The organism is Paraburkholderia azotifigens, assembly GCF_007995085.1.
GTDB lineage: Bacteria > Pseudomonadota > Gammaproteobacteria > Burkholderiales > Burkholderiaceae > Paraburkholderia > Paraburkholderia azotifigens.
In genome coordinates this window covers 247,272-272,250 of the sequence record NZ_VOQS01000001.1, presented here as the reverse complement: position 1 = coordinate 272,250, position 24,979 = coordinate 247,272, and the positions used below count along the sequence as shown (strand labels likewise).

General features: G+C 62.5%; 25 protein-coding genes, 1 tRNA gene and 1 pseudogene. 15 read left to right on the top strand and 12 right to left on the bottom strand.

Going from position 1 to position 24,979, the window contains the following annotated elements:
* Positions 1-243 precede the first annotated feature (243 nt).
* The 3 genes from FRZ40_RS01295 to FRZ40_RS01285 all read left to right on the top strand — a co-directional run bounded on the left by FRZ40_RS01295 (position 244) and on the right by FRZ40_RS01285 (position 2,155).
* Positions 244-1,059, top strand: a complete 816-nt coding sequence (locus tag FRZ40_RS01295; protein WP_147233043.1) for an AraC family transcriptional regulator — start codon at positions 244-246, stop codon at positions 1,057-1,059.
* 103 nt (positions 1,060-1,162) lie between these two features.
* On the top strand, positions 1,163-1,813 hold the full coding sequence (locus FRZ40_RS01290; RefSeq protein ID WP_147233042.1) for a LysE family translocator: 651 nt from the start codon (positions 1,163-1,165) through the stop codon (positions 1,811-1,813).
* A 180-nt stretch (positions 1,814-1,993) separates the two neighbouring features.
* A complete protein-coding gene (locus tag FRZ40_RS01285) occupies positions 1,994-2,155 on the top strand; it encodes a DUF1328 domain-containing protein (RefSeq protein WP_028368672.1) in 162 nt (53 codons plus the stop codon).
* Between the two features lie 108 nt (positions 2,156-2,263).
* Here FRZ40_RS01285 and FRZ40_RS01280 read toward each other — a convergent pair whose 3' ends face one another.
* The 3 genes from FRZ40_RS01280 to FRZ40_RS01270 all read right to left on the bottom strand — a co-directional run bounded on the left by FRZ40_RS01280 (position 2,264) and on the right by FRZ40_RS01270 (position 4,430).
* A complete protein-coding gene (locus tag FRZ40_RS01280) occupies positions 2,264-2,467 on the bottom strand; it encodes a hypothetical protein (protein ID WP_147233041.1) in 204 nt (67 codons plus the stop codon).
* Between the two features lie 223 nt (positions 2,468-2,690).
* A complete protein-coding gene (locus tag FRZ40_RS01275; RefSeq protein WP_147233040.1) occupies positions 2,691-3,362 on the bottom strand; it encodes a TetR/AcrR family transcriptional regulator in 672 nt (223 codons plus the stop codon).
* Positions 3,363-3,503: 141 nt separating this feature from the next.
* Complete coding sequence (locus FRZ40_RS01270) at positions 3,504-4,430, bottom strand: LysR substrate-binding domain-containing protein (RefSeq protein ID WP_147233039.1); 927 nt, start codon at positions 4,428-4,430, stop codon at positions 3,504-3,506.
* A 129-nt stretch (positions 4,431-4,559) separates the two neighbouring features.
* Between FRZ40_RS01270 and FRZ40_RS01265 the strand changes: the two genes are divergently transcribed.
* Together FRZ40_RS01265 and FRZ40_RS01260 are read left to right on the top strand one after the other, a co-directional pair.
* Positions 4,560-5,456: an EamA family transporter gene (locus tag FRZ40_RS01265; protein ID WP_028368668.1), complete on the top strand. Its 897-nt coding sequence runs from the start codon at positions 4,560-4,562 to the stop codon at positions 5,454-5,456.
* Positions 5,457-5,551: 95 nt separating this feature from the next.
* Positions 5,552-5,953 carry an SgcJ/EcaC family oxidoreductase gene (locus tag FRZ40_RS01260; RefSeq protein WP_147233038.1) on the top strand — a complete coding sequence of 134 codons (402 nt, stop codon included), beginning with the start codon at positions 5,552-5,554 and terminating at the stop codon, positions 5,951-5,953.
* 6 nt (positions 5,954-5,959) lie between these two features.
* Here the strand turns inward: FRZ40_RS01260 and mdeB are convergent, their stop codons facing one another.
* The gene (gene mdeB / locus FRZ40_RS01255) at positions 5,960-8,686 is read right to left on the bottom strand and encodes an alpha-ketoglutarate dehydrogenase (RefSeq protein WP_147233037.1); all 2,727 of its coding nucleotides are present in this window, start codon (positions 8,684-8,686) and stop codon (positions 5,960-5,962) included.
* 159 nt (positions 8,687-8,845) lie between these two features.
* Between mdeB and FRZ40_RS01250 the strand changes: the two genes are divergently transcribed.
* Positions 8,846-9,391 carry an Lrp/AsnC family transcriptional regulator gene (locus FRZ40_RS01250; RefSeq protein ID WP_028368665.1) on the top strand — a complete coding sequence of 182 codons (546 nt, stop codon included), beginning with the start codon at positions 8,846-8,848 and terminating at the stop codon, positions 9,389-9,391.
* Between the two features lie 21 nt (positions 9,392-9,412).
* Here FRZ40_RS01250 and FRZ40_RS01245 read toward each other — a convergent pair whose 3' ends face one another.
* Positions 9,413-11,050, bottom strand: coding sequence for an acyl-CoA synthetase (locus FRZ40_RS01245; RefSeq protein WP_147233036.1), 1,638 nt, complete (start codon positions 11,048-11,050; stop codon positions 9,413-9,415).
* Positions 11,051-11,277: 227 nt separating this feature from the next.
* Here FRZ40_RS01245 and FRZ40_RS01240 point away from each other — a divergent pair, with 227 nt between their 5' ends.
* Positions 11,278-11,550: a hypothetical protein gene (locus tag FRZ40_RS01240; RefSeq protein WP_028368663.1), complete on the top strand. Its 273-nt coding sequence runs from the start codon at positions 11,278-11,280 to the stop codon at positions 11,548-11,550.
* 22 nt (positions 11,551-11,572) lie between these two features.
* Here FRZ40_RS01240 and FRZ40_RS01235 read toward each other — a convergent pair whose 3' ends face one another.
* Complete coding sequence (locus tag FRZ40_RS01235; protein ID WP_147233035.1) at positions 11,573-11,950, bottom strand: DUF2591 domain-containing protein; 378 nt, start codon at positions 11,948-11,950, stop codon at positions 11,573-11,575.
* A gap of 24 nt (positions 11,951-11,974) precedes the next feature.
* Between FRZ40_RS01235 and FRZ40_RS01230 the strand changes: the two genes are divergently transcribed.
* Positions 11,975-12,880, top strand: a complete 906-nt coding sequence (locus FRZ40_RS01230; RefSeq protein ID WP_240057051.1) for an SGNH/GDSL hydrolase family protein — start codon at positions 11,975-11,977, stop codon at positions 12,878-12,880.
* Between the two features lie 26 nt (positions 12,881-12,906).
* Here the strand turns inward: FRZ40_RS01230 and FRZ40_RS01225 are convergent, their stop codons facing one another.
* Positions 12,907-13,194 (bottom strand): PAAR domain-containing protein, encoded by a 288-nt coding sequence (locus FRZ40_RS01225; protein ID WP_147233034.1) that lies wholly within the window; start codon positions 13,192-13,194, stop codon positions 12,907-12,909.
* A gap of 489 nt (positions 13,195-13,683) precedes the next feature.
* Here FRZ40_RS01225 and FRZ40_RS01220 point away from each other — a divergent pair, with 489 nt between their 5' ends.
* The 7 genes from FRZ40_RS01220 to FRZ40_RS01190 all read left to right on the top strand — a co-directional run bounded on the left by FRZ40_RS01220 (position 13,684) and on the right by FRZ40_RS01190 (position 18,112).
* On the top strand, positions 13,684-13,890 hold the full coding sequence (locus FRZ40_RS01220) for a hypothetical protein (protein WP_147233033.1): 207 nt from the start codon (positions 13,684-13,686) through the stop codon (positions 13,888-13,890).
* Between the two features lie 58 nt (positions 13,891-13,948).
* Positions 13,949-14,039, top strand: a tRNA-Ser gene (locus FRZ40_RS01215).
* Positions 14,040-14,330: 291 nt separating this feature from the next.
* Positions 14,331-15,131: a hypothetical protein gene (locus FRZ40_RS01210; protein ID WP_028368647.1), complete on the top strand. Its 801-nt coding sequence runs from the start codon at positions 14,331-14,333 to the stop codon at positions 15,129-15,131.
* Positions 15,132-15,252: 121 nt separating this feature from the next.
* On the top strand, positions 15,253-15,468 hold the full coding sequence (locus FRZ40_RS01205; RefSeq protein WP_051446493.1) for a helix-turn-helix transcriptional regulator: 216 nt from the start codon (positions 15,253-15,255) through the stop codon (positions 15,466-15,468).
* Positions 15,468-15,860: a hypothetical protein gene (locus FRZ40_RS01200; protein WP_147233032.1), complete on the top strand. Its 393-nt coding sequence runs from the start codon at positions 15,468-15,470 to the stop codon at positions 15,858-15,860. Before FRZ40_RS01205 ends, FRZ40_RS01200 begins: the two co-directional genes overlap by 1 nt.
* Before the next feature lie 26 nt (positions 15,861-15,886).
* Positions 15,887-17,086 carry an AAA family ATPase gene (locus tag FRZ40_RS01195; protein ID WP_240057049.1) on the top strand — a complete coding sequence of 400 codons (1,200 nt, stop codon included), beginning with the start codon at positions 15,887-15,889 and terminating at the stop codon, positions 17,084-17,086.
* A 336-nt stretch (positions 17,087-17,422) separates the two neighbouring features.
* On the top strand, positions 17,423-18,112 hold the full coding sequence (locus FRZ40_RS01190) for a hypothetical protein (RefSeq protein WP_240057047.1): 690 nt from the start codon (positions 17,423-17,425) through the stop codon (positions 18,110-18,112).
* Positions 18,113-18,510: 398 nt separating this feature from the next.
* Here the strand turns inward: FRZ40_RS01190 and FRZ40_RS01180 are convergent, their stop codons facing one another.
* The 5 genes and pseudogenes from FRZ40_RS01180 to FRZ40_RS01160 all read right to left on the bottom strand — a co-directional run bounded on the left by FRZ40_RS01180 (position 18,511) and on the right by FRZ40_RS01160 (position 24,897).
* Entirely contained in the window at positions 18,511-19,686 is a 1,176-nt protein-coding gene (locus tag FRZ40_RS01180) for an amidohydrolase family protein (protein WP_147233030.1), read from the bottom strand.
* Positions 19,687-19,849: 163 nt separating this feature from the next.
* Positions 19,850-20,608: an alpha/beta fold hydrolase gene (locus tag FRZ40_RS01175; protein WP_147233029.1), complete on the bottom strand. Its 759-nt coding sequence runs from the start codon at positions 20,606-20,608 to the stop codon at positions 19,850-19,852.
* Positions 20,609-20,799: 191 nt separating this feature from the next.
* A complete protein-coding gene (locus FRZ40_RS01170; RefSeq protein WP_147233028.1) occupies positions 20,800-22,002 on the bottom strand; it encodes an MFS transporter in 1,203 nt (400 codons plus the stop codon).
* A gap of 23 nt (positions 22,003-22,025) precedes the next feature.
* The gene (locus tag FRZ40_RS01165) at positions 22,026-23,243 is read right to left on the bottom strand and encodes an ATP-grasp domain-containing protein (protein ID WP_231516216.1); all 1,218 of its coding nucleotides are present in this window, start codon (positions 23,241-23,243) and stop codon (positions 22,026-22,028) included.
* Between the two features lie 201 nt (positions 23,244-23,444).
* A pseudogene (locus FRZ40_RS01160) lies at positions 23,445-24,897 on the bottom strand (carbamoyltransferase C-terminal domain-containing protein).
* Positions 24,898-24,979: the final 82 nt, after the last annotated feature.

Genomic DNA, 24,979 nt, shown 5'->3' with positions numbered 1-24,979 from the left:
CGCGTGCTTCGCGAATACGGATTTATGATGAGAAAGGCTCGCAAACGTTTAACCGGATAATCGCGGGCGGATATTTAATTTTCATTATTTTTCAATTCGCGGGCCCCGTATTACAAACTATTTCATGCGCGCCGCGGCCATTTTAAAAGTCCAATTGCCAGATATTGAAAGGCGCGCAAACGATTTCGCAGTTGCAATGCGGTGCAACTCATACTGCGCTGCGTTTATGCGATCATCGGATCCATGAACGATCAACGTTACTGGCGCGATCCGCAGCTGCCGTTCGTCGAAAGCCGGCTCGCTTTCGGCTCGCGCGCGTGCTACGTGCCGCACACGCACGACACGCTGTCTTTGGGAGCAGTCGACAGCGGCCACAGCAACTACGTCTGCGGCGACGATCGCGCGCGCCTCGGTCCGGGCAGTCTCGTGCTGATCCCCGCCACGCGGGTCCACGCGTGCAATCCGGATACGGACAGCGAATGGAGCTATCAGATGCTTCATCTCGACGTCGCATGGGCGAGCGCGGTGCTGCGCGAAAACGGCGGCACGGATGCGCACGAGGTGCTCGCGCGTCCGTCGATCAATCAGGACGGCGGCGCATATCGGCGTTATTGCGCGCTGAACCGGCTGTTGTTCTCGAACGCGGACAGCGCGGAGAAAGAAGCGGCGCTGATTCTCTTCGTCAGCGAGCGTTCCTGGCTCGGCGCGCCACGCGACGTGCCGCCCGTGCCGCGCATCGCCGCCGATCGCCTCAGACGCATCACCGACCTGCTGCACGACGCGTACGGCGAGCGTCTGCCCATCGAACAGCTCGCGCAGATGGCGGGCATGAGCCGCTATGCGTTCATCCGCGCGTTTCGCGCTGCGACGGGGATGGCGCCGCACGCGTATCAGCTCGATCTGCGCATCAACGCAGCGCGCCGCCTGTTGCGCGACGGACGCGCGCTCACGGCCGTCGCGCACGACCTGGGCTTCGCGGATCAGGCGCATTTCCAGCGTGCATTCAAGGAGCGCGTCGCGATGACGCCGGGCGCTTACCGTCGCGCGACGGCTTCGTAGACGCGGCGCCCTGCATCGCATCGCGCACTTTTCTTCACGCACTTTTCTTCAATACCTCAGCGCACCCGTCCCGCAGACTCCCGGCACACACAAAGGAGTCGCGATGGGTCTTTCTCTTCAGCAATTCGCCATGGTCGCGGGTGCGCATCTGCTTGCCCTGCTCAGCCCCGGCCCGGATTTCTTCCTGATCGCACGCAGCGCGCTGCTGCGCGGATGGCGCAAGACGGGCGCCGTCTGCTTCGGCATCGCGTGCGCGAACGGCGTGTTCATCGCGCTCGCGTTGGGCGGCGTGGCGGCCCTGCATCGGCATGGCATCGCGTTCGCGCTCGTGCAGGCAGCGGGCTGTGCGTACCTGCTCTATCTTGGCGGCCTGATGCTTCGGCATGCAAAGGCGGCCTCGATCGCCGCGCGGGTCCAGGCTGGCTCTTCAGGGCCAAGTTCGAGCGCGTGGCTCACGCGCTTCGCGACAGGCTTCGCCTCCGCGATTCTCAATCCGAAGAACGCGCTTTTCTACGCGAGCCTGTTCGCATTGCTCGCGGCACGCGACGCGCCCTTCGGCGCGCAGATCGTCTACGGTGTATGGATGTTCGCGGCCGTGTTCGGCTGGGATCTGCTGGTGGCGAGGGGCATCGGGCACCCCGCCGTGGTCGTGCGCTTCACGCGCCATAGCGCGTGGATCGAGCGGATCACGGGCGTCGTGCTGCTCACGATCGCCGCGAGCGTGCTGGCGATGCTCGTGCGCGACTGGCTATAAAGCTACATACATCTATTCTTCTTTATGTCGCCGATATCGGGTTCCGGCGGCGTCCGTGTCGACAGGCATGGGTGTTGCTCCATGCGGTGACGGCGGCGCCTGTGTCTGCCGACGCGGTTTCCGCGCCCGTGGATCGGTCATTGCATCGATCCGTTCAGCCATTCATCGATGGAGGATTCCATGCTTCGATACGCTGCCATCTTCTTCGTCATCGCCATCATCGCGGCCGTCTTCGGATTCGGCGGCATTGCCGCGGGCGCTGCCGAAATAGCGAAGGTGCTGTTCTTTATCTTTATCGTGATCTTTCTCGTCACGCTGCTCATGGGCGTGATCCGGCGCTGACGCTGCATGCGGGTCCATCCCGGCCTTGCAAGCGGGCGTGCAGTTTGTCGCGCGTCCGCTTGCAAAAACTGCTGCCGCAGCAGTTGTCAGATAGGGATCAGACAGCGATCAGACGCCTGTACGCGACTCGAGTGCGCTAAGCGCTTCATCGAGCCTTCTTGCCCGCCTTTGTTGCGCGGGAATGCGCGCGGCGGCCGTCACGTCGTCGACGCGCTTGCGCCAGTACGACAGCGGCAGATGATCCGTTCCTGAGATGCGCGCCAGCACATGCTCGAGATGCTCGATATCCGATTCAAGCTGATGATGATTCATGCGTTTCCCCGATCGCACCGTTCGCGCGGATCGACAGCGATGTCGTCGCGGCGGCGTCGAATTGCCATGCCCTGAAAGCGGCCAGCCTGCGCTTGCCCCGCTGGCTCTCGAAACAGACGCGCCTGCGCTTGCGCCCGTCGGACGTTCATATGACATCAGGGAAAAACGGCCCGCAAGCCCGCCGTTGCATATAGGAGAAACAACGGGAGAATGATCCCGTGTTTCACGCGTTTGTAAAACTGTCGCCCTCTCGGGCGAGCCGCGGGGCATCCTGGCTGAGGCTGTAGTTGAGGAATCCGAGGATCAGCCGCACCATTTCGTCTTCGAATGCGTCGGTGCCGAAATAATGTGGACGCTCCAGCGCCGTGGCGAGCAGCACGCCGGAGATCGCGCGAAACAGCACGAAGCGCGCTTCGTCATTGCCGATCCTTTTGCCGAGATCCGGGTTCTCGCGATTCAAGGTGCCCGAAATCAGTCCGAAGTAGCGCAGCATCCCCTGGCCAAGCGGCGAGTCGGGCGCGGCTGCCGCCCACTCGGCGCGCAGGATGCCGTACAGGCGCGGACGGTCGCCGACGAACGCCGCGACCACGCGGATCATGCGGCGCGCATTGAGCCCCGTGCCGAACGGCGCCGGCTGCACGAGCGCCTCGTTCATCATCGCCGTCAGGCGATCCAGTTCGCGTCGCGCGAGCGCTTCGATCAGGCCTTCCTTGTTCGGAAAGTACTGATAGATCGCCCCGATGCTGAAGCCTGCCGTATCGGCGACGCGCTGTGTCGTCAGCCCCGCCTTTCCATGCGCTTCGAGCGTGCGGGCAGCGGCTTCCATGATGCTGTCGAGCGCGAATTCGGCGCGCGCCTGCTTGGGCCGCCGACGCGACGTGGGAGTCGTGGGCAAAGAAGCTCCGTGAATGAATGAAGGTTGATTGTTGAGTGCGCAACATCATGGCGCATCAAACGTTGACGCACGCAGTGTGCATCAATGACGGCGATTGCGGAATGGTGGGAAACTTCAGCGCGCCCCCGTCGAGCGAGGTTATCACGCGTTTGGCCCGCGAACGCGCCCCGTTCCGCGGCGCGCCGCTCGCGCCGGACGGTCGATCAGACCGAGATCGAGTTCCTCCCAGAGGAAGCGCTGCAGCGCGTCGATGGCCGATTCCTGCGCGCCCGCCGCGCGCCGCACGAACAGGCCGAGGTCGGCGGCGGGCGGCTCGGGCAAGCCATCGGCGGCGCCGAGCACGCGCATCGTGTCGTAGCGGATATTGCCGTCGAGCAGCACCGATACGCCCAGCCCCGCCTCCACGGCCGACTGCACGGCAGGCAGGCTCGTGCTCGTACAGACGACGCGCCACGCGATACCCGCGCGCCGCAGGATCGTCAGCACCTGCTGCTGCCACAGACACGCGCCGCCGAACGCAACGAGCGGCAAGGGCGCATCGGCATCAGCCAGATAGCCACGCGCGCCGACCCAGAACAGCGGCTGCGTCCAGGCGGCGAGCGGGGTCGCGTCGACCATCGCGGGATCGCCGACGAGCACGTCGAGCGCGCCGTCGGCAAGGCGCTGCGACAGCGCCGCGCTGGCATCGACGACGATCTCCAGCGCGACCTGCGGATGCGCGGCCGAGAAGCGCCGCAAGGCACGCGGCAGACGCCCGACGGCCACGTCTTCGAGCATGCCGAGCCGCACGGTGCCCGCCACGTCACCCACTTCCAGCGCGCGGCGCGCGTCCTCACCGGCGCCGAGGATCGCGTGCGCATACGGCAGCAGCCGGTGCCCGGCGTCCGTCAGCCGCACGCCGCGCGGCGAGCGGTCCAGCAGGCGCTGGCCGATGTCCTCTTCGAGGCGGCGCAACTGCATGCTGACGGCGGCCTGCGTGCGCGCCAGTCGCACGGCCGCCGCACTGACGGCGCCCGTTTCGGCGACCGTCACGAAGGTTCGAAGGAGGCTGCTGTCGAAGTCGCGCATTATTAAGAATCCTGATATCGGCATAAGCATTATTAGCTTATCTTAACGCCCGCTTCGCCGATATGATGGTCGTTCCTCGCCCGTTGTGCGCCGCTGTGCGCCGCCATCCCGACACATCCATCCCGACACATGAAAGACTCGACGCTAGCCGATCCCCTCACCTTCGACGCCACCGCGACGCCCGCCGCGCCGAAACGCCACGTCGGCGTGGCCGCGCTGCTCGGCCTGATGTCGATGTCGTGCGTGCAGTTCGGCGCCGCGCTGTCCGCGCCGACGATGGACGCGTTCGGCGCCTTCAGCACGACATGGCTGCGGCTCGCGTGGGCGGCCGTCATTCTTGCCATCGTGGTGCGTCCCAGACTGCGCAGCTATTCGCGGGCGCACTGGCTGGCCGCAGGTGTGCTCGGCGTCGCGATGGCGGGCATGACCTTGTGCTTCTTCTCGGCAATCGAGCGCATCCCGCTCGGCCTCGCCGTCGCGATCGACTTTCTCGGCCCGCTGACGGTCGCGACGCTCGGCGTGCGGCGTCTGCGCGCGTTGCTGTGGCCGTTGCTCGCAGTGGCGGGCGTGCTGCTGCTCGCGCGCGATCGCGCGGGCTGGATCGGCGACCCCGTCGGCATGCTGCTTGCCGCGGGCGCCGCGTGCGGCTGGGGCAGCTACATCGTGCTGATGAAGAAGACGGGGGCGCTGTTCGATGGGCTCGAAGGGCTTTCCGTGTCGCTGATCGCGGCGGCGCTCGTCGCGACGCCGTTCGGCCTTATCGAGCATGGCGTGCATATCGCGCCGATGCAGTTTGCCGCGACGGCAGGCCTCGCCGTGCTCGTGCCGCTTTTGCCGTACGCGCTGGAAATGATTGCGCTGCGCCACATGCCCGCGGCGTCGTTCGGCATTCTGATGAGCGTCGAACCGGCCATCGGCGCGCTCGCGGGCTTTGTCGTGCTGCATCAGCCGATGACAGCGCTGCAGCTGGCGGGAACGCTGTTCGTCGTGTGTGCGAGCGTCGGTGTAATCGTCACGTCGAAATGAAGGCTGCCGCCGGGTCCGAATGATGCGCGGTGTCGGGCGTCTAGAATCGAACCGACACATCGACTGAACGCACCCCGCCCCACGAGGATTCCATCATGACCGACGACGAACGCGCCATCCGCCAATTGATCGATACCTGGCTCGCCGCCAGCAAGGCCGGCGACACGGCCACCGTGCTGAGCCTGGTGACCGACGACGTCATTTTCATGGTGCCCGGCCAGAAACCGTTCGGCAAAGCCGCCTTCATGGCGGCGTCCGAGGGCCAGAAGAACATTTCAATCGACGGCAAAAGCGAGATTCTCGAGCTTCAGGTGCTGGGCGACTGGGCCTTCCTGCGCTCGCACCTCGACATCTCCCTCACGCCGAAGGACGGCTCCGCGCCGCCGATGCGCCTCGCCGGCAACACGATGACGATTCTGCGCAAGGAAACCGATGGCCGCTGGCTGCTCGCGCGCGACGCCAATCTTCTCGTTCCGCAGTCCGTTCCGCAGTCGTAATGCGCGTCACTTCTCCCAAGGCGTGCTGCTGTCCGCGGCGCGTTTGCCGTATCGGTCGAGCGCTTGCCTGACGATGTCGCGTGCAATCGCACCTTCGTCGGCCAGCGCCTTCAACGCGGCAATCGCAATCGACGCGCGATCCACCTCGAAGAACGCCCGCAGCGCCGCACGCGTGTCGCTGCGCCCGAAGCCGTCGGTGCCGAGCGTCACGTAGCGACGCGGCACGTACGCGCGGATCAGTTCGGGCACGGCGCGCACGTAATCCGTCGCGGCGATCACCGGGCCTCGCGATGCAGCGAGCGCGGACCTCACATAAGGCTGCGCGTCCCGGTCATCGTCGAACAGGCGCCCGGCACGTTCCGCTGCGACGCCGTCGCGATGCAACTCGGTGAAGCTCGTCACGCTCCACACGGATGCTTCGATACTCCAGTCTTCCTTCAGCATGCGCGCGGCCGCCTGCACTTCGCCGAGAATCGCGCCCGAGCCGAGTAACTGGACCCGTGCCGCTTCCAGCGATGCTTCATCGAGCGGATACATACCCTTCAGCACGCCCTCGCGCACCTTCTCGACCGGCATGGCAGCGGGCAACGAAGGCTGCGCGTAGTTCTCGTTCGTGACGGTCATGTAATAGAACACGTCGCGCTGACGTTCGATCATCTCGTGCATGCCTTCGTCGACGATCATCGCCACTTCATAGGCGAACGCGGGATCGTACGCGCGGCAGTTCGGCACCGTCGAAGCCGCCAGATGACTGGTGCCGTCCTGATGCTGCAAGCCTTCGCCGCCAAGTGTGGTCTTGCCCGCTGTCGCGCCGATCAGGAAGCCACGCGCGCGCTGGTCCGCGGCCGCCCAGATCAGGTCGCCGATACGCTGGAAGCCGAACATCGAGTAGTAGATGTAGAACGGCAGCATGGGCAGATCGTGCACGCTGTACGACGTCGCGGCAGCAATCCACGACGACACCGCGCCCGCTTCCGAAATACCTTCCTCGAGAATCTGGCCGGTTGTGTCCTCGCGGTAGTACAGCATCGAGCCCATGTCTTCCGGCTCGTACAGCTGGCCGAGCGGCGAATAGATGCCAACCTGGCGGAACAGGTTCGCCATGCCGAAGGTGCGCGCCTCGTCGGCGACGACGGGCACGACGCGCGGTCCGAGCGACGCGTCCTTCAACAGGCTGCCGAGCATGCGCACGACGGCCATCGTCGTCGACATCTCCTTGCCATTCGCGTCGAGTGCGAATTGCCCCCAGGATGGCAATGCAGGCACGGTCGGTGTCTGCGATGCCGCTGTCCGCCTTCTGGGCAGATAGCCTCCGAGGGCAGCCCGGCGTGCATGCAGGTACTGCATTTCCGGGCTGTTTCTGGCTGGCTTGTAGAACTTGAGCTGCTCGACGTCTTCATCCGATAACGGCAGACGAAAGCGGTCGCGAAACGCCTTCAGCTGCTCGACGTCGAGCTTCTTCTGCTGATGCGTCGTCATGCGGCCCTGGCCGATCGAGCCCATGCCGAAGCCCTTCATCGTCTTCGCGAGAATCACGGTGGGCTGGCCGCTGTGCTTGAGCGCGCGGTCGTACGCTGCGTGCAGCTTGCGCACGTCGTGGCCGCCGCGCCGCAAGCGGTCGATGTCGTCGTTGCTCAGATGCGCGGCGAGCGCGGCCAGCTCCGGGTTTTGTCCGAAGAAGCGCTCGCGGTTGTACGCGCCGTCATTGGCCGAGAAGGTCTGGAACTGGCCGTCTACCGTGTGCGCGAACGCGCGCAACAGTGCGCCCGTGCGGTCGCGCGCAAACAGCGCATCCCAGTCCGAACCCCACAGGACCTTGATCACATTCCAGCCGGCGCCCGTGAACTGCGCTTCGAGTTCGTCGATGATGCGGCCGTTACTGCGCACCGGGCCATCGAGCCGCTGCAGATTGCAATTGATCACGAACACGAGATTGTCGAGCCCTTCGCGCGCCGCCAGCGACAATGCGCCGATCGATTCCGGCTCGTCCATCTCGCCGTCGCCGAAGAAGCCCCACACCTTGCGGCCTTCCGTCTTCAGCAGGCCGCGATTCTGCAGATATCGCATGAAGCGCGCCTGGTAGATCGCGTTGATAGGCCCGATGCCCATCGACCCCGTCGGGAACTGCCAGAAGTCCGGCATCAGCCACGGATGCGGATACGAACACAAGCCCGGCCCGGCGATCTCGCGTCGATAGTGTTCGAGATGCGTCTCGTCGAGAAAGCCTTCGAGGAACGCGCGCGCATACACGCCCGGCGACGAATGCGGCTGAAAGTAGACGAGATCGCCACCGTGGCCATCTCGCGTGTTGCCCGCGGCGCGGAAGAAATGATTGAAGCCGACTTCGAACAGATCGGCGGCAGACGCGTAGCTCGCGATATGGCCGCCGAGTTCGCCGTATGCGCGGTTGGCGCGCACCACCATCGCGAGCGCGTTCCAGCGCAACGCGGCCGCGAGCTTTTCTTCGGTGTCGGGATCGCCGGGATACGGCGGCTGCTGATCGACGGAAATCGTATTCGCGTACGGCGTGACGTTCGCGCGCGCCGTCGCCACGCCGTTGCCCAGCGCGTGCGCCGCCAGCCGGTCGAACAGGTACTGCGCGCGCTCCAGCCCGACATGCTGGACGACACCGTCCAGCGCGGCGAGCCATTCGGCCGTCTCTTGTGGATCGCTGTCGATGCGAGCTTGCGTGAGGGCAAGCACGGGGCGGGCACCGCTCGATAAGTCCGTCATGGCGCAACTCCGGCTGAAAAACGTAGGTGAAAAGCGACTCGAAAACGTCTAACCAGCTTACCCATGCATCCACAAAATGTGCGTCTCTTTTGCACGTCACGACGCTTTCGGATAGTGTATTTATTCCGATAAATCGGCCTTACATGGAATGTTTACACTATGACCTCCGAAGCCCGATCTGCGGCGGCTGCGCGGCGCCTCGACCGCATCGACATCGCGATTCTCCAGCAGCTTCAGCAGAACGCGCGCATCACGAACGCGGAGCTGGCGCGCGCCGTCAACCTGTCGCCGACGCCCTGCTTCAACCGTGTGCGCGCCCTCGAAAAACTCGGTCTGTTCCGTCAGCAGGTCACGCTGCTCGACGCCGAAGCGCTTGGGCTGCGCATCAACGTATTCATTCAGGTGAGCCTCGAAAAGCAGGTCGAAGATGCGCTGCGGCGCTTCGAGCAGGAAGTCGGCGAGCGTCCCGAGGTGATGGAGTGCTATCTGATGACGGGCGACGCCGACTATCTGCTGCGCGTTGTCGTGCCCGACATGCAAGGCCTCGAACGGTTCATCGTGCAATGGCTCACGAAGATCCCGGGCGTGTCGAATATCCGCTCGAGCTTCGCGCTCAAGCAGGTGCGCTACAAGACCGCGTTGCCGCTGCCTGTCGCGGGTCTTACGCTTGCCTCGGACGACGATGCGCCGCGCGAGTGGGCGTAATCCGCATTGCCGACGCACGCCTTAGCGCGGCGCAGGCGTCACGCGTTCGCGCAGTTCGCGGCGGATGACCTTGCCCGTCGCCGTCATCGGCAATGCGTCGACGAAATGGATCGTGCGTGGATATTCGTGCGCGGCGAGATGCGTCTTCACATGCTGCTGCAGCGTCTGCACGAGCGCGTCGCTCGCCTCGTAGCCGGGATTCAGCACGACGAACGCGGTGACGATCTCGGTGCGCTGCGCGTCGGGCGCGCCGACCACGGCCGCCATGCGCACGGCGGGATGACGCAGCAGGCAATCCTCGATGGGTGCCGGGCCGATCCGGTAGCCGGCGCTCGTGATCACGTCGTCGTCGCGGCCGACGAAACGTATGAAGCCATCCGCGTCCATCAGGCCCATGTCGCCCGTCAGCAGCCAGTCGCCGCGAAACTTGTCGCGCGTGGCGGCTTCGTTGCGCCAGTAGCCGAGGAACATCACGGGGTCGGGCGCGTGGATCGCGATATTGCCGGGTTCGCCGCGCGGCACCGTGTGCCCTGCGTCGTCGACGATCGCCACGCGATGGCCCGGCACGACCTTGCCGATCGAGCCGAAGCACGGCTCGAACAGCGTCGCGCACGACGACACGACCACGTTGCATTCCGTCTGCCCGTAAAACTCGTTGATGGTCACGCCGAGCGCGCGCCGTCCCCATTCGATCAGTTCCGCGCCGAGCGATTCGCCGCCGCTCGCGACGGCGCGCAGCGACAGCCGCCACCTCTCGGGATGCTCGACGGCGCGCATCATCTTCAAGGCCGTTGGCGGCAGGAACGCGTGCGTGACGGCGTGGCGCTGCATCAGATCGAACGCAGCCTCGCCGTCGAACTTTTCGAAGCGCCGCGCCAGCACGGTCACGCCGTGATGCCATGCGGGCAGCAGCACATCGAACAAGCCGCCGATCCATGCCCAGTCGGCGGGCGTCCACATCAGATGTGCGTTATCCGGAAAGAACGCCTGCGGCATCTCCACGCCGGGCAGATGGCCGAGCAGCACGCGATGCGCGTGCAGCGCGCCCTTCGGCTTGCCCGTCGTGCCGGACGTGTAGATGATGACGGCGGGATCGTCGGCGGAAGTGGGTTCGGCTTCGAAGGCAGCGGGCGCATCGTCGAGCGCGGACCAGAACGATTCGAGTTGCAATGCGCTGTCCGCGCGCTCGATGTCGACGCAGAAGATCGTGCGCAATCCGGGAAGGCTCGCGCGCACCGACGCAATTTTCCGCGCGCCGCCCAGGTCCGTGACGAGCGCGACGGCGCCGCTGTCGGACAGGCGATATTCGAGCGCGTCGGGGCCGAACAGCGCGAAGAGCGGCACGGCGATCGCGCCGCATTTGTAGACGGCGAGATGCGCGAGCGCCGTCTCCACCGATTGCGCGAGAAAGATGCCGACGCGATCGCCCTTCTTCACGCCGCGCTCGCGCAGCGCGTTGGCGAAGCGGTCCGACATCGACTTGAGTTCGTCGAAGGTGTAGCGCGTCGCCTCGCCTTCGCGCGTTTCGCAGATCAGCGCAACACGGCCGCTGCCATCGGCCCACTTGTCACAGACATCGATACCGATGTTGTAGTGCGGCGGAATGCGCCATTCAAATGCGGCGACGAGGCTGTCATAGGTGTCGGCGGCGGGAAGCATCCATGTCTCCTTGCGAGTCCTTGTTGGTATCTGCTGCCTGTCATGCTACTCCGCCGCCAAAGCCACGGGCGCTCGACGAAGTCCCTGCACGCCGTGCGCGCATCGGAAAGGGTAATGTAATGCCATGCGCGCTTCGTCGCGGTCGCGGCAACCTGAATCCCGCCACAGTTTTTTTCAGTTGCCGTTGCGGCCCTTGCCCGCGACAATGCCCCAACTGTGGGAGGAATATGAAGAAGTGCATTCTGCTTGCCGGAATCGGCGTGCTCGCCGCGTGCACGGCGGTATCGGGCGTAGACAGGAAGCAGAACGGCTACCTCTCGGTCACGAGCCGCGGACGCACCAGCTTCGCGTCATGGAACAGCGTCCGCAACGCGGGACTCAAGCACGCCAACGCGTATTGCCGCGACCAGCAAAAGCAGATGCACACCGTCGAGATTCACACGAACGGCGTGCGCAGTGCAGGCAATCAGACGGTCGAAGTGGTATTCGAGTGCTTTTGATGTGATTTTCGAACGGCGGCGATCAGCGCGCCTCGGCGCCGGGTTCGTCCACGACCGTATCGCCAAAATGGCTCGCGACGAAAGCGCGCATGGCGGCGATCAGTGCGGTGGCGCCGACCTGTTCGATGGTGCCCGCGCCGGCGGGAACGGAACCCGTCCATGACGCGTGGTCGCCCGCTGCGGCCGGCACGAGATGGATTCTCGCCCGTTCGATGATCGGGCCGCACTGGGCCCAGTCCGTCGACGGCGCAAAGGCCGCTTCGAGCGCGCGCGCGGGATCGCCGTCGCAGGCGGGCTCTTCGATCCAGCAGAAGCCGTCGTCGACGTGCGGCTTCGGCAGATTGTCCGCTCGTGCAACCCAGTAATCGAGTAATGCGCCTTCCAGATCTGCAACTCTCATCTCTGCTCCTCGTGGAGATCGTATGTGCCGAACGCAGCACTGATTGTGCATCAAGTTCGTGTCGCGCTTTATGACGTGGTTTATGACGTGGTATCTGTCGTGAGCGATGGCGCCGCGCATGCCGTGCGCGGCGTGTTCCGTCAACTGAATCGACACGGGGCATCCATGACTTTCCACTTCCAGCTCATTGCGCGCCGCGGCGGCACCTGCAAGCCGCTGTTCCTGGCGCTGACCGGCATGCTTGCGACTGCGGGCCCGGCGCACGCCGCGCCCCATATTTCGGGAAATGCGATGGCCGTCTCTCACAGGATGATCATCATCGACGCGCAAGGCGACTCCACGATGTGGGGCTATCAGACGTCGGGCGGCTTCACGAAGTCCTGGCAGTCGCCGAACAATCCGCCCGCGTTGCTTCAGGCCGCGCTGCAGGCGCGCTTCGGTGCGCATGTCATCGTACAGAACAACGGCGTGCCGGGCGCGACGCTCATCGATCGCGAGCGGGGCATCAATGGTTACGGACTGCCGTACTCACAATGGGTGACGGCGTCGCCGGCGCATATCGTGATCGTCAACTTCGCGCTCAACGATGCCGACAATCACGTGAAGGAACCGCCCGCTGCGTTTCGCGCGCACCTGATGCGCTTCATCGAGGAATCGCGCGGAGCAGGACGCATCGTCGTGCTCGAAGAACCCAATCCCGTCGATTACGCGGTGAACAGGACGATCGTGCCGCAATACGTGGCTGTCGTCGATGAACTGGCGAAACACTATGGGCTCGCGCTCGTCCGGCAATACGCCGCGATCGGCGCGATGCACGACTGGCGTTCGCTGTTGATCGACGGCGTGCATCCCACCGATGCGCTTTACCGGCTCAAGGCCGAGCGGCAACGCGAGGTGATCGAGCCGATCGTGGCGAAGCTGATCGATTAATCAATGCGGCGCGCGACGCCGCATGCTCATTCGCCCACTGAAAACGTCTGTTGAGAAGCGACGAGCTTCGGAGGCGGCTCGCATCCGCAGATGCACAGATCGTCGCTCAATGCGGCGTGCCGGCCGTCGGGCGCCGTCATCGCCTCGCGCGGACCGTCGCACTGGATCTTGCCCACCGTATTGCACGCGGGACACATCACGCTGTCGCCTTCATGCGCGACATCGCGGCCTGTGACCTGAATCGTGGTGGATACGGCTTGCACCGTGCCGTTCGCCGTCGTCGTGTCGCCGTTCAGGATCAGATAGCGCTTCATGATGTGCTCGCCGGATGAATTCGCGGATTCTACAAAAGATCGGTGAATTAACCAATCGGGCCGATTTAAAGGTTAATTAAATCGATTTCTTTATGCGATCGGCATTCGGCAAATTGCTTTAGTCATTGTCGTTTCAATGCTTTTCGTGAAGTGTTGATCGGTGAGCGCTCGCGAGGTCTCGTGAGCCGTTGACCCTTTTTGACAACGTGAATCGGTGCTCTCCATAGAATCGCGCTGGCTGATGTCGACGTGACGTCGGCATCGAATCATTGCAGTCCAGCAGCAATCAGGAGCACGCTTTTTCATGCAGGAACTCATCAACGATCGCGGCACGCAATACGCACGGCGCGCACTCTGCACACTCCGCCGCGGAAATCGACCATTCGATCATGCCGAGGGCTTCAGTTGTTTCAATACCGTTGCACGATTGATCGCGGGGACAGTCTCCACTCGCGTTCAGATGCCATGCACGAACGGATGAAGACAGGCATGGCAAAGGGATTACTGGCGACGATGTTCGTGTGGGTGATCGGCGTGGAACTCGTCGCGTGGTGGTGCCTGGACATGAGTGAGCTCGGCGGCAAAGAATTCTGGCCGGTCGTGCTGTGGGCGGTGACGCCGTTCTCGATTCTCGCGGGCACCTTCGTCGGCTGTCTCGTTCGTTCAGGGCGGCTCGGGAAACGCGGCCATTCCTGAAGCACCCGAAAGCAAACTGGCATGGGCGCCAGAGTCCTGCTATAATGCGCCTCCCGCCGGAGAGATGGATGAGCGGTTTAAGTCGCACGCCTGGAAAGCGTGTATAGGTTAATAGCCTATCGGGGGTTCGAATCCCCCTCTCTCCGCCAGAAAAAATGTAAAAACCCCGTACAGTCAATGACTTACGGGGTTTTTGTTTTTCTCGGCCCATCAATTAGCCCATCATTGAGCACGAGCTCTTGGACTCAACCCGACGCTTCGCTGGCGCTCTCCCAACGTGCCGGAATGTTCAGGAAAAAGCCATCGCGCTAGAATCGTTTATAAGGACTACAGGCGAGGCTTCCCCCGGTAGTCGGCGGCGACATTGACGAGCCCGTCCGGGAGGACCCGGCGAGCGTGCGTCATCGCAGACTACGAGGTTGTGCGTGGAGGAACGCGCGATGAAAGCTTGGGAAAATGATTCGTGTGCGACGGTGCAGGCGTGCTTTTCTATATATCCGGTCGCGGTTGCTGCGGCATTGTGGTGTGGTGTCTCGCCCGATGAAGTCGATGAAGAGTTGCGGCGTGCGGTCCCTGTTGGACAGGGAAATGCTCTTGCGCGCGCCACCTTGCGGCATCCGTACCTGAAGTGTCTGGAGCCCCGCATTCGCGCCATTCACGCCGCGATTGACGGCGGAGAGTTGCTTTCATGCCGGGAAGATGGCCGCCCTGTAAACGGTGAGCATGTCGCGTATGAACGTCGGCACGTGTACGGCCAGCATCTGAAAGAATGGGCAAAGTCCATTGCGCCTAGTGAGCGCCCCGCATTCCTCTTTGATGATGTAGAGCGTGGCATTCACGCAGCCATCACGCAGGAGGCGTATCAAGCCCTCAAGGCGGCGCACGACGGGAAAGAGCAGAAGCTGATCCGAGCCAATGAACGCATCCGGGAACTCGGAGAAGAGAAGGCTCGCATCGAAGCCGAGTGCAATTCGCTGAAAGGCATGGTGGATCGTATGAGCGCGCAACTAAAAAGCGCTCCGCCGGGTGAACGCTCGGAAACGACCTATCTCAATATTGTTGCGGGGCTGGTGCGCCTGTTGACGCCTTCTCATGTACAAGACCTCGCGGGCGCACGCTATGAAAGCCAAGCTGGCGTCATACAGGCGTTACTCTCTGCGTTTCCATCGACGCCGGGTATTTCGCAAAGGACGCTGGAAGAAAGATTCGCGGCAGCGAATCGGAGTATCGACGCATCCTGATGCGATCACCGCAGTCGCGGTAGCTCACGCCGCAACTGCGGTGTATTCCGCTGCGCATTCCGCTTGAATTGAGCCCATGCCGTGCTATTCCGGCGCGCGCCTCACTCTTTGAGGTGAACACATGGCTGATCGAACCATCCCCATTCTGATTCCCCGTTCTCGCGTCTCGGAGATAACCGGACTTCAGCGCAGCGCCCTTTATGACCGTATTGCGCGCGGCGACTTCCCGAAGCCCGTCACGATCGGCAGCGCAGCCGTGCGTTGGGTCGAGGCTGAAGTTATCGGTTGGGTGCAGCGGCAGATCGACGCCAGCCGCGCTCAGTCCAGTAGCAAGTAATGGACGCCGCAAACGGTCAATCGCAGACCGCGCCGCCCGATGACGCCGAAGCGCTGGCGGCGGCGCGCGCCGAATTCTGGGCGCGGTGGCGCGGAGAGCTTCCTTCTTTCGCTGAGTCGCGCTGTGTTGCTGCTCGATCGGTCGAAAGCAATGCGGCCGTCACAGGTACGACGCGCAATCCGCCGGCCGCGCTTGCCGCGAGTGGCGCGCGCCGCCGCAAAGCGGAAGCGCTACTCGCTCGCTTTGAACATCTCATAGAAAAGGAACTGGCCCGCTGCGAGCGCTGCATGACGCCGGATGAATGGCGCGAGCATCGCGAATGGATCGAGGAGTACGCGCGCGGCTCGCTGTGGGAGGCACTGGGGCATCGTTCCCACAAGGGGATGCTATGAGAAGCGAAAGCGATAAGGAGGCCGACTTGACGCGTGCCGCCGCTCTGATCGAGTTGAACGACAACCGCTGCGAACAGATTGAGCGCGGTCGCCAGCGTGCCGAACAGGGCGCGCGGTTAGCGACGGAGAAGATCGCTAGTGCGAAGATTACAGCGAGCAAGGCGAACGGCGGTGCAATGCCGGACAGACATCCGGCAGAAGAGGCCGCCGCCGTCCTGCTTCAGTGTGCGGCGGACGTGAAGCCGCAGCCTGTTACATGGCTGTGGCCGGACTGGCTTCCTGCGGGCAAGCTCACGATCCTCGCAGGCGCGGCGGGAACCGGCAAGACCACGCTCGCGCTCAACCTTGCCGCCGTCGTGTCTCGCGGCGGCGCGTGGCCAGACGGAAGCACCTGCACACACCCCGGCCACGTGCTGATGTGGAGTAGCGAGGACGACATAGGAGATACGCTGGTGCCGCGTCTGATGGCTGGCGACGCCAACCGCTCAACAGTTCACTTCGTGCGCAGCGTCGCGAAGACGGACGGCGAGTTGGTGCCGTTCGATCCGACGCGCGATATGCCGCTGTTGAGTGAGCGCATGGCGAACATGCGCGGGGTGCGCCTGCTGATCGTCGATCCGGTGATGAGCGCAGTTGGCGGCGACGCGCACCGTGCCAATGATGTGCGCCGCGACCTGCAACCGCTGGTTGACCTGGCCACGCGTCACGGCTGCGCCGTGATCGGCATTTCTCACTTCGCCAAGGGATCGGGCGGCAAGTCTCCGGTGGAGCGCGTAATCGGCTCTCAGGCGTTCGGCGCGCTCGCCCGCATGGTGCTGGTCACGGTGAAGGAGGAAGGCGCTGAGCGCCGTATTTTGGCCCGCGCCAAATCCAATATTGCGCCCGATGATGGCGGCTTTACTTATGCGCTGGAACGCGTCGAGGTCGCGCCGGGTATCCGCACGAACGCCGTGATGTGGGGCGAACGGATCGAGGGCAGCGCGCGCGATATCTTGGGCGAGGTCGAACAGGACGACGACGAACGCCGGAGCTTGCGCGACGAGGCGCGGGAATTCCTGGCTGGCCTGCTGGCGAGCGGCCCGCTCGATGCGCGCTCTATCAGGAACGATGCGGAAGGGGCTGGGTATAGCTGGTCCACGATCTTTCGCGCCGCGCACGAGCTTGGCGTCGAAAAGGAAAAGGCTGGTATGAAAGGCGGCTGGCGCTGGGCGTTGCCAAAGATTTGAGGCGGCGAAGATTTCCCGACGATTCCCGGACTCTCTGGCGTGAAATCTTCGGGATGTCGTGAAATCTTCGGTAGCGGCGAGGGTTTGCGGTCTGCCCCTTTGGGGCGGTCTACCGAAGATTTCAGCGATACGGAATTGGAACCTTCAGAGAATAACGCGCCGCCAGACGACGATGGTCGCGCGAAGGATTCGGTCTGAGCGCCGCCGTCCTAGGAGTCTCCCTATGGATGCGAACGCGGAGCTCTGGCCGCGCGAGCGCTTCGACGCGACCATGTCGCGCGCGGTGCGAGGGCCATAGCTGATGCACGGAAGAATTTGAGGACTGGAGGGTGTGACATGGCAACCAGACAGAAGCAGAAGCCCATGAAGCCGAACGCGATGGAGCGCGATCCTGACACGGTGACGATCATGGACCCGCGCTACACGGACCCGGTAAAACGCGGCGCGATGCTCGCAGCGAGCCCTCTCATGCGCGGCGCGGTGACAGGGCGCAAGTACAGCGAAGGGATATTCGGCGAGGACACGGACCTGACCGCGTACCTGGCTGAGCTCCGGGTGCTATCCCAGACCGTCCAGAATGGCGACATGACGGGTCTGGAAAAGATGCTTGTGACCCAGGCAAACACGCTCGACATGATCTTCAACCAGCTTGCCCGCAAGGCAGCATTCAGTGAATACCTGAACCAGTTCCAGACGCACCTTTCGCTCGCGCTGAAAGCCCAGGCACAAAGCCGCGCGACAGTCGAGGCGCTGGCAGAAATCAGGAACCCTCGCCCGGTCGCGTTCGTGAAGCAGGCAAATATCGCGAACGGGCCGCAGCAGGTGAACAACGGCGGCACGACCGCGAACATTAGCGCACCGCCCCAGTCTCTCGCGCGCGAAAAAAATGGCGAGGCGACGAACGAACTATTAACGGACGATCATGGGACGACGCTGGACACCAGAACAACGAGCGCGACAGGCCAAAGCGATAAGGCGCTGGAGGCCTTGGGAAAACTCGACAGGTCCGCGCACGACTGCAGGTAAGGCTGTATCCGCCAGCAATGCGAGCATTCACGGTTTGAGGTCCGCGCGCTCCCGGTTCGAGCGGCGCGAACTTAACGCCCTGTTTCGCGAGTGCAAGAAACGGCTCGTCTTCTAACTCCTTCGCAGGACGTGACGCCACGCGCGCTTGCGCGGTTCCTTCCCGATCACGTCAGCAATGCGGGGGTATGAACTCGCAATCTGGCACCAGCTACGATGTCTCAGAGGTGTTCGCACGATCTCGCCTGAACTTCAGACGTGCAAGCATATCCAGATGATTTGGGACTACAAGCGTCGTTACAGAGCGGATTGAAGGTATCAGCTCAATGTTTCCTGCCGATCATCACTCGCGCGGCGTATTGGAGACCCACATGTTCTTGACGACTCCACTCGTCTACTTCCTACACCACGAGTTTGTAATCCCGCACTCTCCACCGTCCGTCGACCGCTACGACCCGAGGGCGATGTGCCGCGATTAAACCGAGGAGTCGCAAACTGTCCGATACAGGATGCGCGACATCATCAATAGGATCGGGCGAATCATAGATAGCGAAATCGGCGTACTCATTGGCGTCCACACGCCCGATGGTGGCCAGCCCGACCGCTACAGAGCCCGCCCGTGTCATCGCGTCAACGATAATGTCGGCAATCTCGGCGATATTCGGTAGCGTTGCCCACCCGAACGCCTGCGAAACACGCGCGACTTCGGTCGAACGTGTGATTACATCTAATCGGCGACACATCAACGCGCCGCGACCTGAACACAAGACTCGCCGCAGATTGCGCGACGCCTGCATGCCATTTGCTAAGATCGCGCAGTCCATGACGCCCACTCCGGCAGCGCTGTCGGCGAGCAGATTTAAGTCGTGATGAGATAGTGCTGAATCGACGATCGCTATGGTGCTCGCATCGAGCACATTGAGACTGCGTAGCAGTAAAGTACCGGAGCAGTGGTATGCGTCGTGAAACGCGTCGTGATGTGGTCGGCCACTGTCGACGTTCACCAGCAGCCGTTTGCCACTCGCCTTCGCAAGCGCGTGCAGCCGGACCGTCAGATTTGACGAAGCAAACGACTGTGACACGATCGCAGGCGAGATCCTTATAAGACCGTCGTCCAGCAAGCGAACGAGCGCGATGTGCGCATCAAGTGCGCGATCGATGTCAGAGCCCTTTCCGGAGATGGATTGTCCAAGGGACTGATCGCGCACGCTACAGTAGATCTCCACGCGTATGCCTGCGCGCCGTGCATCGGCCGCAATCTCCGCGGGGCGGTCCGTAACGACGCTGACCGTCGTAACGCCACACTTCAATACATCGCTTGCGTATGCGAAAAAGTCAAACTCGTTGTCGCCACTATCTACGACTAGTTCACCAGCTAGACCGGGCACACATGTCGTGCCGGAACCGTCGACACGCACCTTCGCCCCAGACTCGTCGGGAGACAGCACTGCGGTAATCTTGCCCCCGCTGATCTCGATGTCCGCTGTCCGAAAGCACAGCGTTGAGGCGTCGAAGTAGCGGGCACGGCACAGAACCCAGTCACTGGAATCGCCGATTACTTCTCTGTTATTAAGCATAGGTATGCCGTTAGAATGCGCGGCCAGCAGCCTCGTGCGTGCACACGCCAGGAGCAGTTAAATACTGCTCGTACCTGAAAGCGCAAGGCCAACCGTCATCAGGCCACGCGTAGTGACTCACATCGGCGACGGGGCAACATGCCGCCTAGTCGACCTCGGGACATCAAGCGCGCTCCAGCCCGGTGACCATGTCTTCGACGATCCGACAGAATTCGTCGGGCTGCTCAAGCATCATCATGTGGCCAACGCCCTTCTGCACAACGTAATCCCGCGCGCACGCGCGCGCCCATTCGGGCAAGTCCCAGCCAGATGCGGAGCGTTCACCCGCAAGCAGGAATAGAGGCGTTCCACGCTCGACAATAGAGCGGATTCGCGGCAGATAGGCAGAGTCACCCGTTTCTGCCACGACCGCGCGTGCCATTGCTCGAATCGTTTGATCCGGTTGGTTCGCGAGCGCACAGCGCGCCCATTCGACGCGTTGAGGCGTGATCGAGATATCCCCGTTCGACAGCCATCCTTCGGGGTTGGCTATGAGCCGCGCATGCTCGGCGAGCCAATCTTCGTCAGAGAGACCAGCGATCTTGCGGCACCAGAACGCGTCGGCTAGCGTGAAATTCCCTTCGACATTGATGACGCCGCGCACTCGCTCGGGCGCCGCTTCTGCGACGAGCATCGCGACTGCTCCGCCGACGCTGTGCCCTAGCAACACGCACGGCTGGTCGACCTGCTCGTTCAGGTAACGCACTACGCGCGCGGCCTGTTTCGCGAGCGTAATCTCAGGGTCGAGTACATCCGTCAACTGACCATAGCCGATCAGGTCTGGCGTATGAACGGCGACGGTGCGGATGCGCTGACTGGGCGAATAGAAATTCAATGACCCCATAAGGCCGTGAATCATCACCAAAGCAGCGGCTTTCTTCATGTCTCTACCTCTCGAATGGATTGGCTGCAGCCTCCGCATCGATGTCCCTCGGCGACTCGCCGGGTCAGCGCCAGAAGACTACGATCAGGAATAGCAGTGCCCTTGGCGACTGAGTCGCAGGTACATGCCAGCAGCGGATCGCCTTGGCTCGAGCTATTTCCCTCTCGGCCCTGCAAGACTGCACATATCGGTCACCGACCGTAGGACGACTCGATCACGACGCTACTCTCCCGTAACGAGTTCCACAACATGGTCGCCACGTACAGCACAACAAATACAATCGACGCCACAAACAAGCCGTAGCCGTGGGCGATCCAACTACCCGCGAACCCGACGATGATCATGCCGAGATAGACACTCGCATATTGGAACGTCGCGACGAGTGACATATGCTCCGGTGGCGTTGTCGCGACGATGTCTGCCTGGTGTTTGAAGAACAAAACCTCCCAGACGAACATATAGACGAAGTACAGCGTGTAGCTGACCGTGACGTCTTTGAGCGCCGTCGATCCCGCCATCGCGCCGAGGCAGAGCACATTCAGCGCGAACGTCAGCGTCTTCCCGAGCGTCGCACCCCGCTTGCTCGCATACGCGAACAACAACGCAGCGAACAGCGCCGATGTCGCGCTGATTATCTGCAGATAACCGACATACGCTTGCGAAAGTCCAAGCACGTAGGTAGGCAACGTCACGCGTGACACGTTAAAGAAGCCTTGATATACGCTCACGAGAATGACGAACGCGACGAAGCGCCGTTGCAGCGTAGGCGATGTCCGCAACAGTTGTGTGAGCGTACCCAGCGCGCTCGCTGGCATCGCAGACTGACGCTCCGCAGTGGCGCTCGGCAACAGCAGCGCCGCGACTGTGCCGAAGCCGTATGCGGCGATCGTAATCGCGCCTGCCATTGCGGGCGTGATCTCCGACTTATAGAAAGATAGCGCCACGCCTGCGATCGCGCCCGCGATGAACTGCGCCGTCAACGTGATCGGCAGCGCGTACTTGATGTCGTCCGTCGAAAAATAGCGCTTGACGGCGACAGTTCGCGCGACGCGTTGCGTCGCGTCGAGAAAGCCAATGACGAGCGTGCCGACAACCGCCGCCGCGATAGAGCGGTCCACAAACGCATAGGTCACCGCTGCGACGACCATGCCCGCAAAGTTGAACGAAGCGAGCACGCTTTTCGGCGAACGCGAGCCAGCGGTCGCATTGATAACGAGGCACAACAAGACGGGAACGACCATCGGGGCGAGCAGCACAGACTCCGACAGCATCACCGAGCCCGTCTTCTGAAATGCGATGTACGACAGATAGACGTAACTAAAAATGCTTGCCGCGATGGACGAAAGGTTGACGATCCACAGAAGAAGGCTGACGCGCTTCGGGGTCGAGTTCATGGTTGTGTGTTCCGTGCGTGTCGTCACGAGTAGTCGGGCAGACGCGGCTCGAGGCCGTCGATCAGCGCATACGCAGCACTCTTCAGGTTGGCCGGTGTGTCACTGACGAGAAACGCTTGTCCCGCGTAATTGAGGAGGCCGCCGGCGCCATCGTAGGGCGTCATCTTGCTCCCAAACTCAGCCGACTGCGCGAGCTGGATACTCACGGTTGCGCGCCCTTCGACGAGTTCGCTCCAGTCAACATCGTCCGGCGCGAATACCTTCGACCCACGCCACGGGCTGCCGCTGCTGTCACAGCCGATCAGGGCGACTGATGCCGTTGCGCAGCGCGGCGCACACTCCTCGAACGTCGGGATGCGCCGCCGCTCGCCGAGCAGAACATCGAGAAAGAGATCGATGTAGTCGATGCCGAACACCTCGTCGACTTCCTTTGCGATTGCGACGCCGCCCATGCGCGCTGCCGTCTCGAGGAAAGATACGCCGCCGTCAGCCGTCAGCTTCATCTCAGTGTGGGTCGCGCAGTTCTCGAGGCCGAGCGCATCGATCGCTTTCCGCACGAGCGAGACGATGCGAGCCTTCTTGTCGCCGCTCAGCACGCATGGCGCGACGTTACCGAGTTCGGTGAACGGCTCGATCGTGCGCAGACGCCCCGTCATTGCGAGAGGAAAATATTCGCCGTCGCGCACGAGCCCTTCGACACTCAGATAGTCGCCGTAGCCGTGTTCCGAATACCACGACTCGGTCGTCGAATCAATGATCTCCTCGGCGATCAACTGAGGGAAGCCAGAATGTTCGGAGAATTCGTGCTTGCCTGCGCGGCGAGCAGCGTCCGTCGCGTCGAGCAGCCGCGCGACTGCTCCGTCGAGTTCGTCCATTTCCCGCACAATCTGCTGGCCGATGGAACCCGCTCCGTACGCGAGCTTTACGAGCACTGGAAAGTGAAGCTCGGCAACGAGGTGCAGATCGTCCCGGCAACGGATTCCACGAAACGCCGGCTGCGGCACGCCTGCATTCTGCCACCGCTGGCGCATCAGCGCCTTGTTACGCGCGAGATCGATGTTCGGACCGACGCCGCGCACCCCCAGTTCGGCGGCTAGTTCGGAGACCGACTTCAGCAGAAACTCAGAGAACGTGAATACCACGTCTGGCTTAAGCGCCTTCGCAATCTCGCGCACCTGTTCGAAACCGTCATCCGGCCGCATGTCGCTGAAATCGTGCAGCCGCACGCTGTGCTTGCGCAAGATTTCGAGGTTGTACCCGGATGGCTTACTAACAATGCACGTATGCACATCCCCTCGACGGGCAATCTTCGGAAACCCGTAGTCTAGAGGCGGGCCAGCCGGTGCGTACACGTAAAGAATTTTTTTGACCATGTTTGCGATGCGTGCTGAAGCGTATTGAAAACCGCGTCGGACCGTCGTTGGCTCGAAGCGGTGCTTGACTCATTTGCGGACGATGCAGAACTTATCGTCATAGACAAAGCCGTCGATTCCCGTCGACTTACAGTACTGGTAAAGATCGCTCGTCCGGTTGATGAAGCCGGTGCCGTTGAAGTTCAGCGATGTGTTGCACAACACGCCCGCACCCGTCAGCGTGCGGAACTGAGCGAGAAGCGCATGCACGCGCGGATTCTGTTGCGCGTTCACCGTCTGCACTCGCGCCGTACCGTCCACGTGCGTGATGGCGGCAAGCTCGCGATTGCGAACCCGCTGGAAGTACAGCATGTGAGGTGACGAACCCGTCCAATCGAAATGGCGCGAGACCTCCTCCTCCATACAAATCGGTGCGACCGGACGGAAGCCCTCGCGCTTCTTGATTCGGTTCAAGCGCTCGCACGTTCCGCGCGCGAACGGTGCCGCGAGAATCGAGCGATTACCAAGTGCGCGCGGACCAATTTCGCAGCGCCCCTGCGTCCACGCAACGATGTTGTCTTTCGCCAGGAATTCCGCGACGCGTGAAAGATCGAGCGGATGCACGTCGACGTCAGGCATTTCCGGTGTGTCGTCTACAAACGGACGGTCGGCATACACGTCCCATTCGAGCTTCGCTCGCCCAGTGAACTCGCGCATCGCATCGACGGCCGTTCCGATCGCAGAGCCTGTGTCGTTCGTACATGGCGGCACGAAAACGTCCTCGAACAACCCGCTGTTGAGCCATGCCGTGTTCCAGTCGCAGTTCAATCCACACCCGCCCGAGATGAGCAGCGGATAGCGTTCCGTCAGATGCGTTTTCGCGTACTGATAGAAGCGGTCGAAGATTTCATCCGAATAGCGCTTGGCGAGGCGCGTGAATTCCGGATGCTCCAGCCCAATGTTGTAATATTTCGACGTACGCAGGTCGTCTTTGGACAGCGACATCAAGATGCTATCGCGATTGAGCAGGAATTCAGTAATCTCGCGTTCCTCAGGTGTCATCTCACCCGATGCGCCGTATGCGCACAGCGCCATCAGCTTGCCCGGATCTTCGTTTCGCAGCTTGCCTTTCGGCAAGGTAAACGTCGGATCGGCAAGCGCATAGAGAAATGCGTACTTGTTGCCCGGCGTCATCATCACGCGGCCGAGGTGCTGGACGTCGAGCTTCCCGTCGACCAGGTAGAAGTCCCCGAGCGCGCCCTCCCACGCGAGCACGTAACACGGCTTGCCCTGTTCGAATGGCGACAGCCCATACGTAGTACCCTGCGCCAATAGGAGCATTAGCCGCCAGCGAACCTTTACCCCAACCACTAACAGCGAACACGTCCGGCATTGCGCCAATCTGCTCGGCCGCGAACACGAATTGCGAAGGATTGAATGCCTCGTAGCGCGGAAAGCTGTCCTTCTCCGGTTCGAACGACCACTCCAGCCTACCGGCCGCCGCGTCAACGAGTGCCACGGCGCCGTCATGGCCCGGCTTCATTGCAAAGATCTTCACGAGATTTCTATCCTGTCTGCCCGCGCGGCGCTCAACGCCTCGCAAATGAAATGTGATGTCGCGCTGC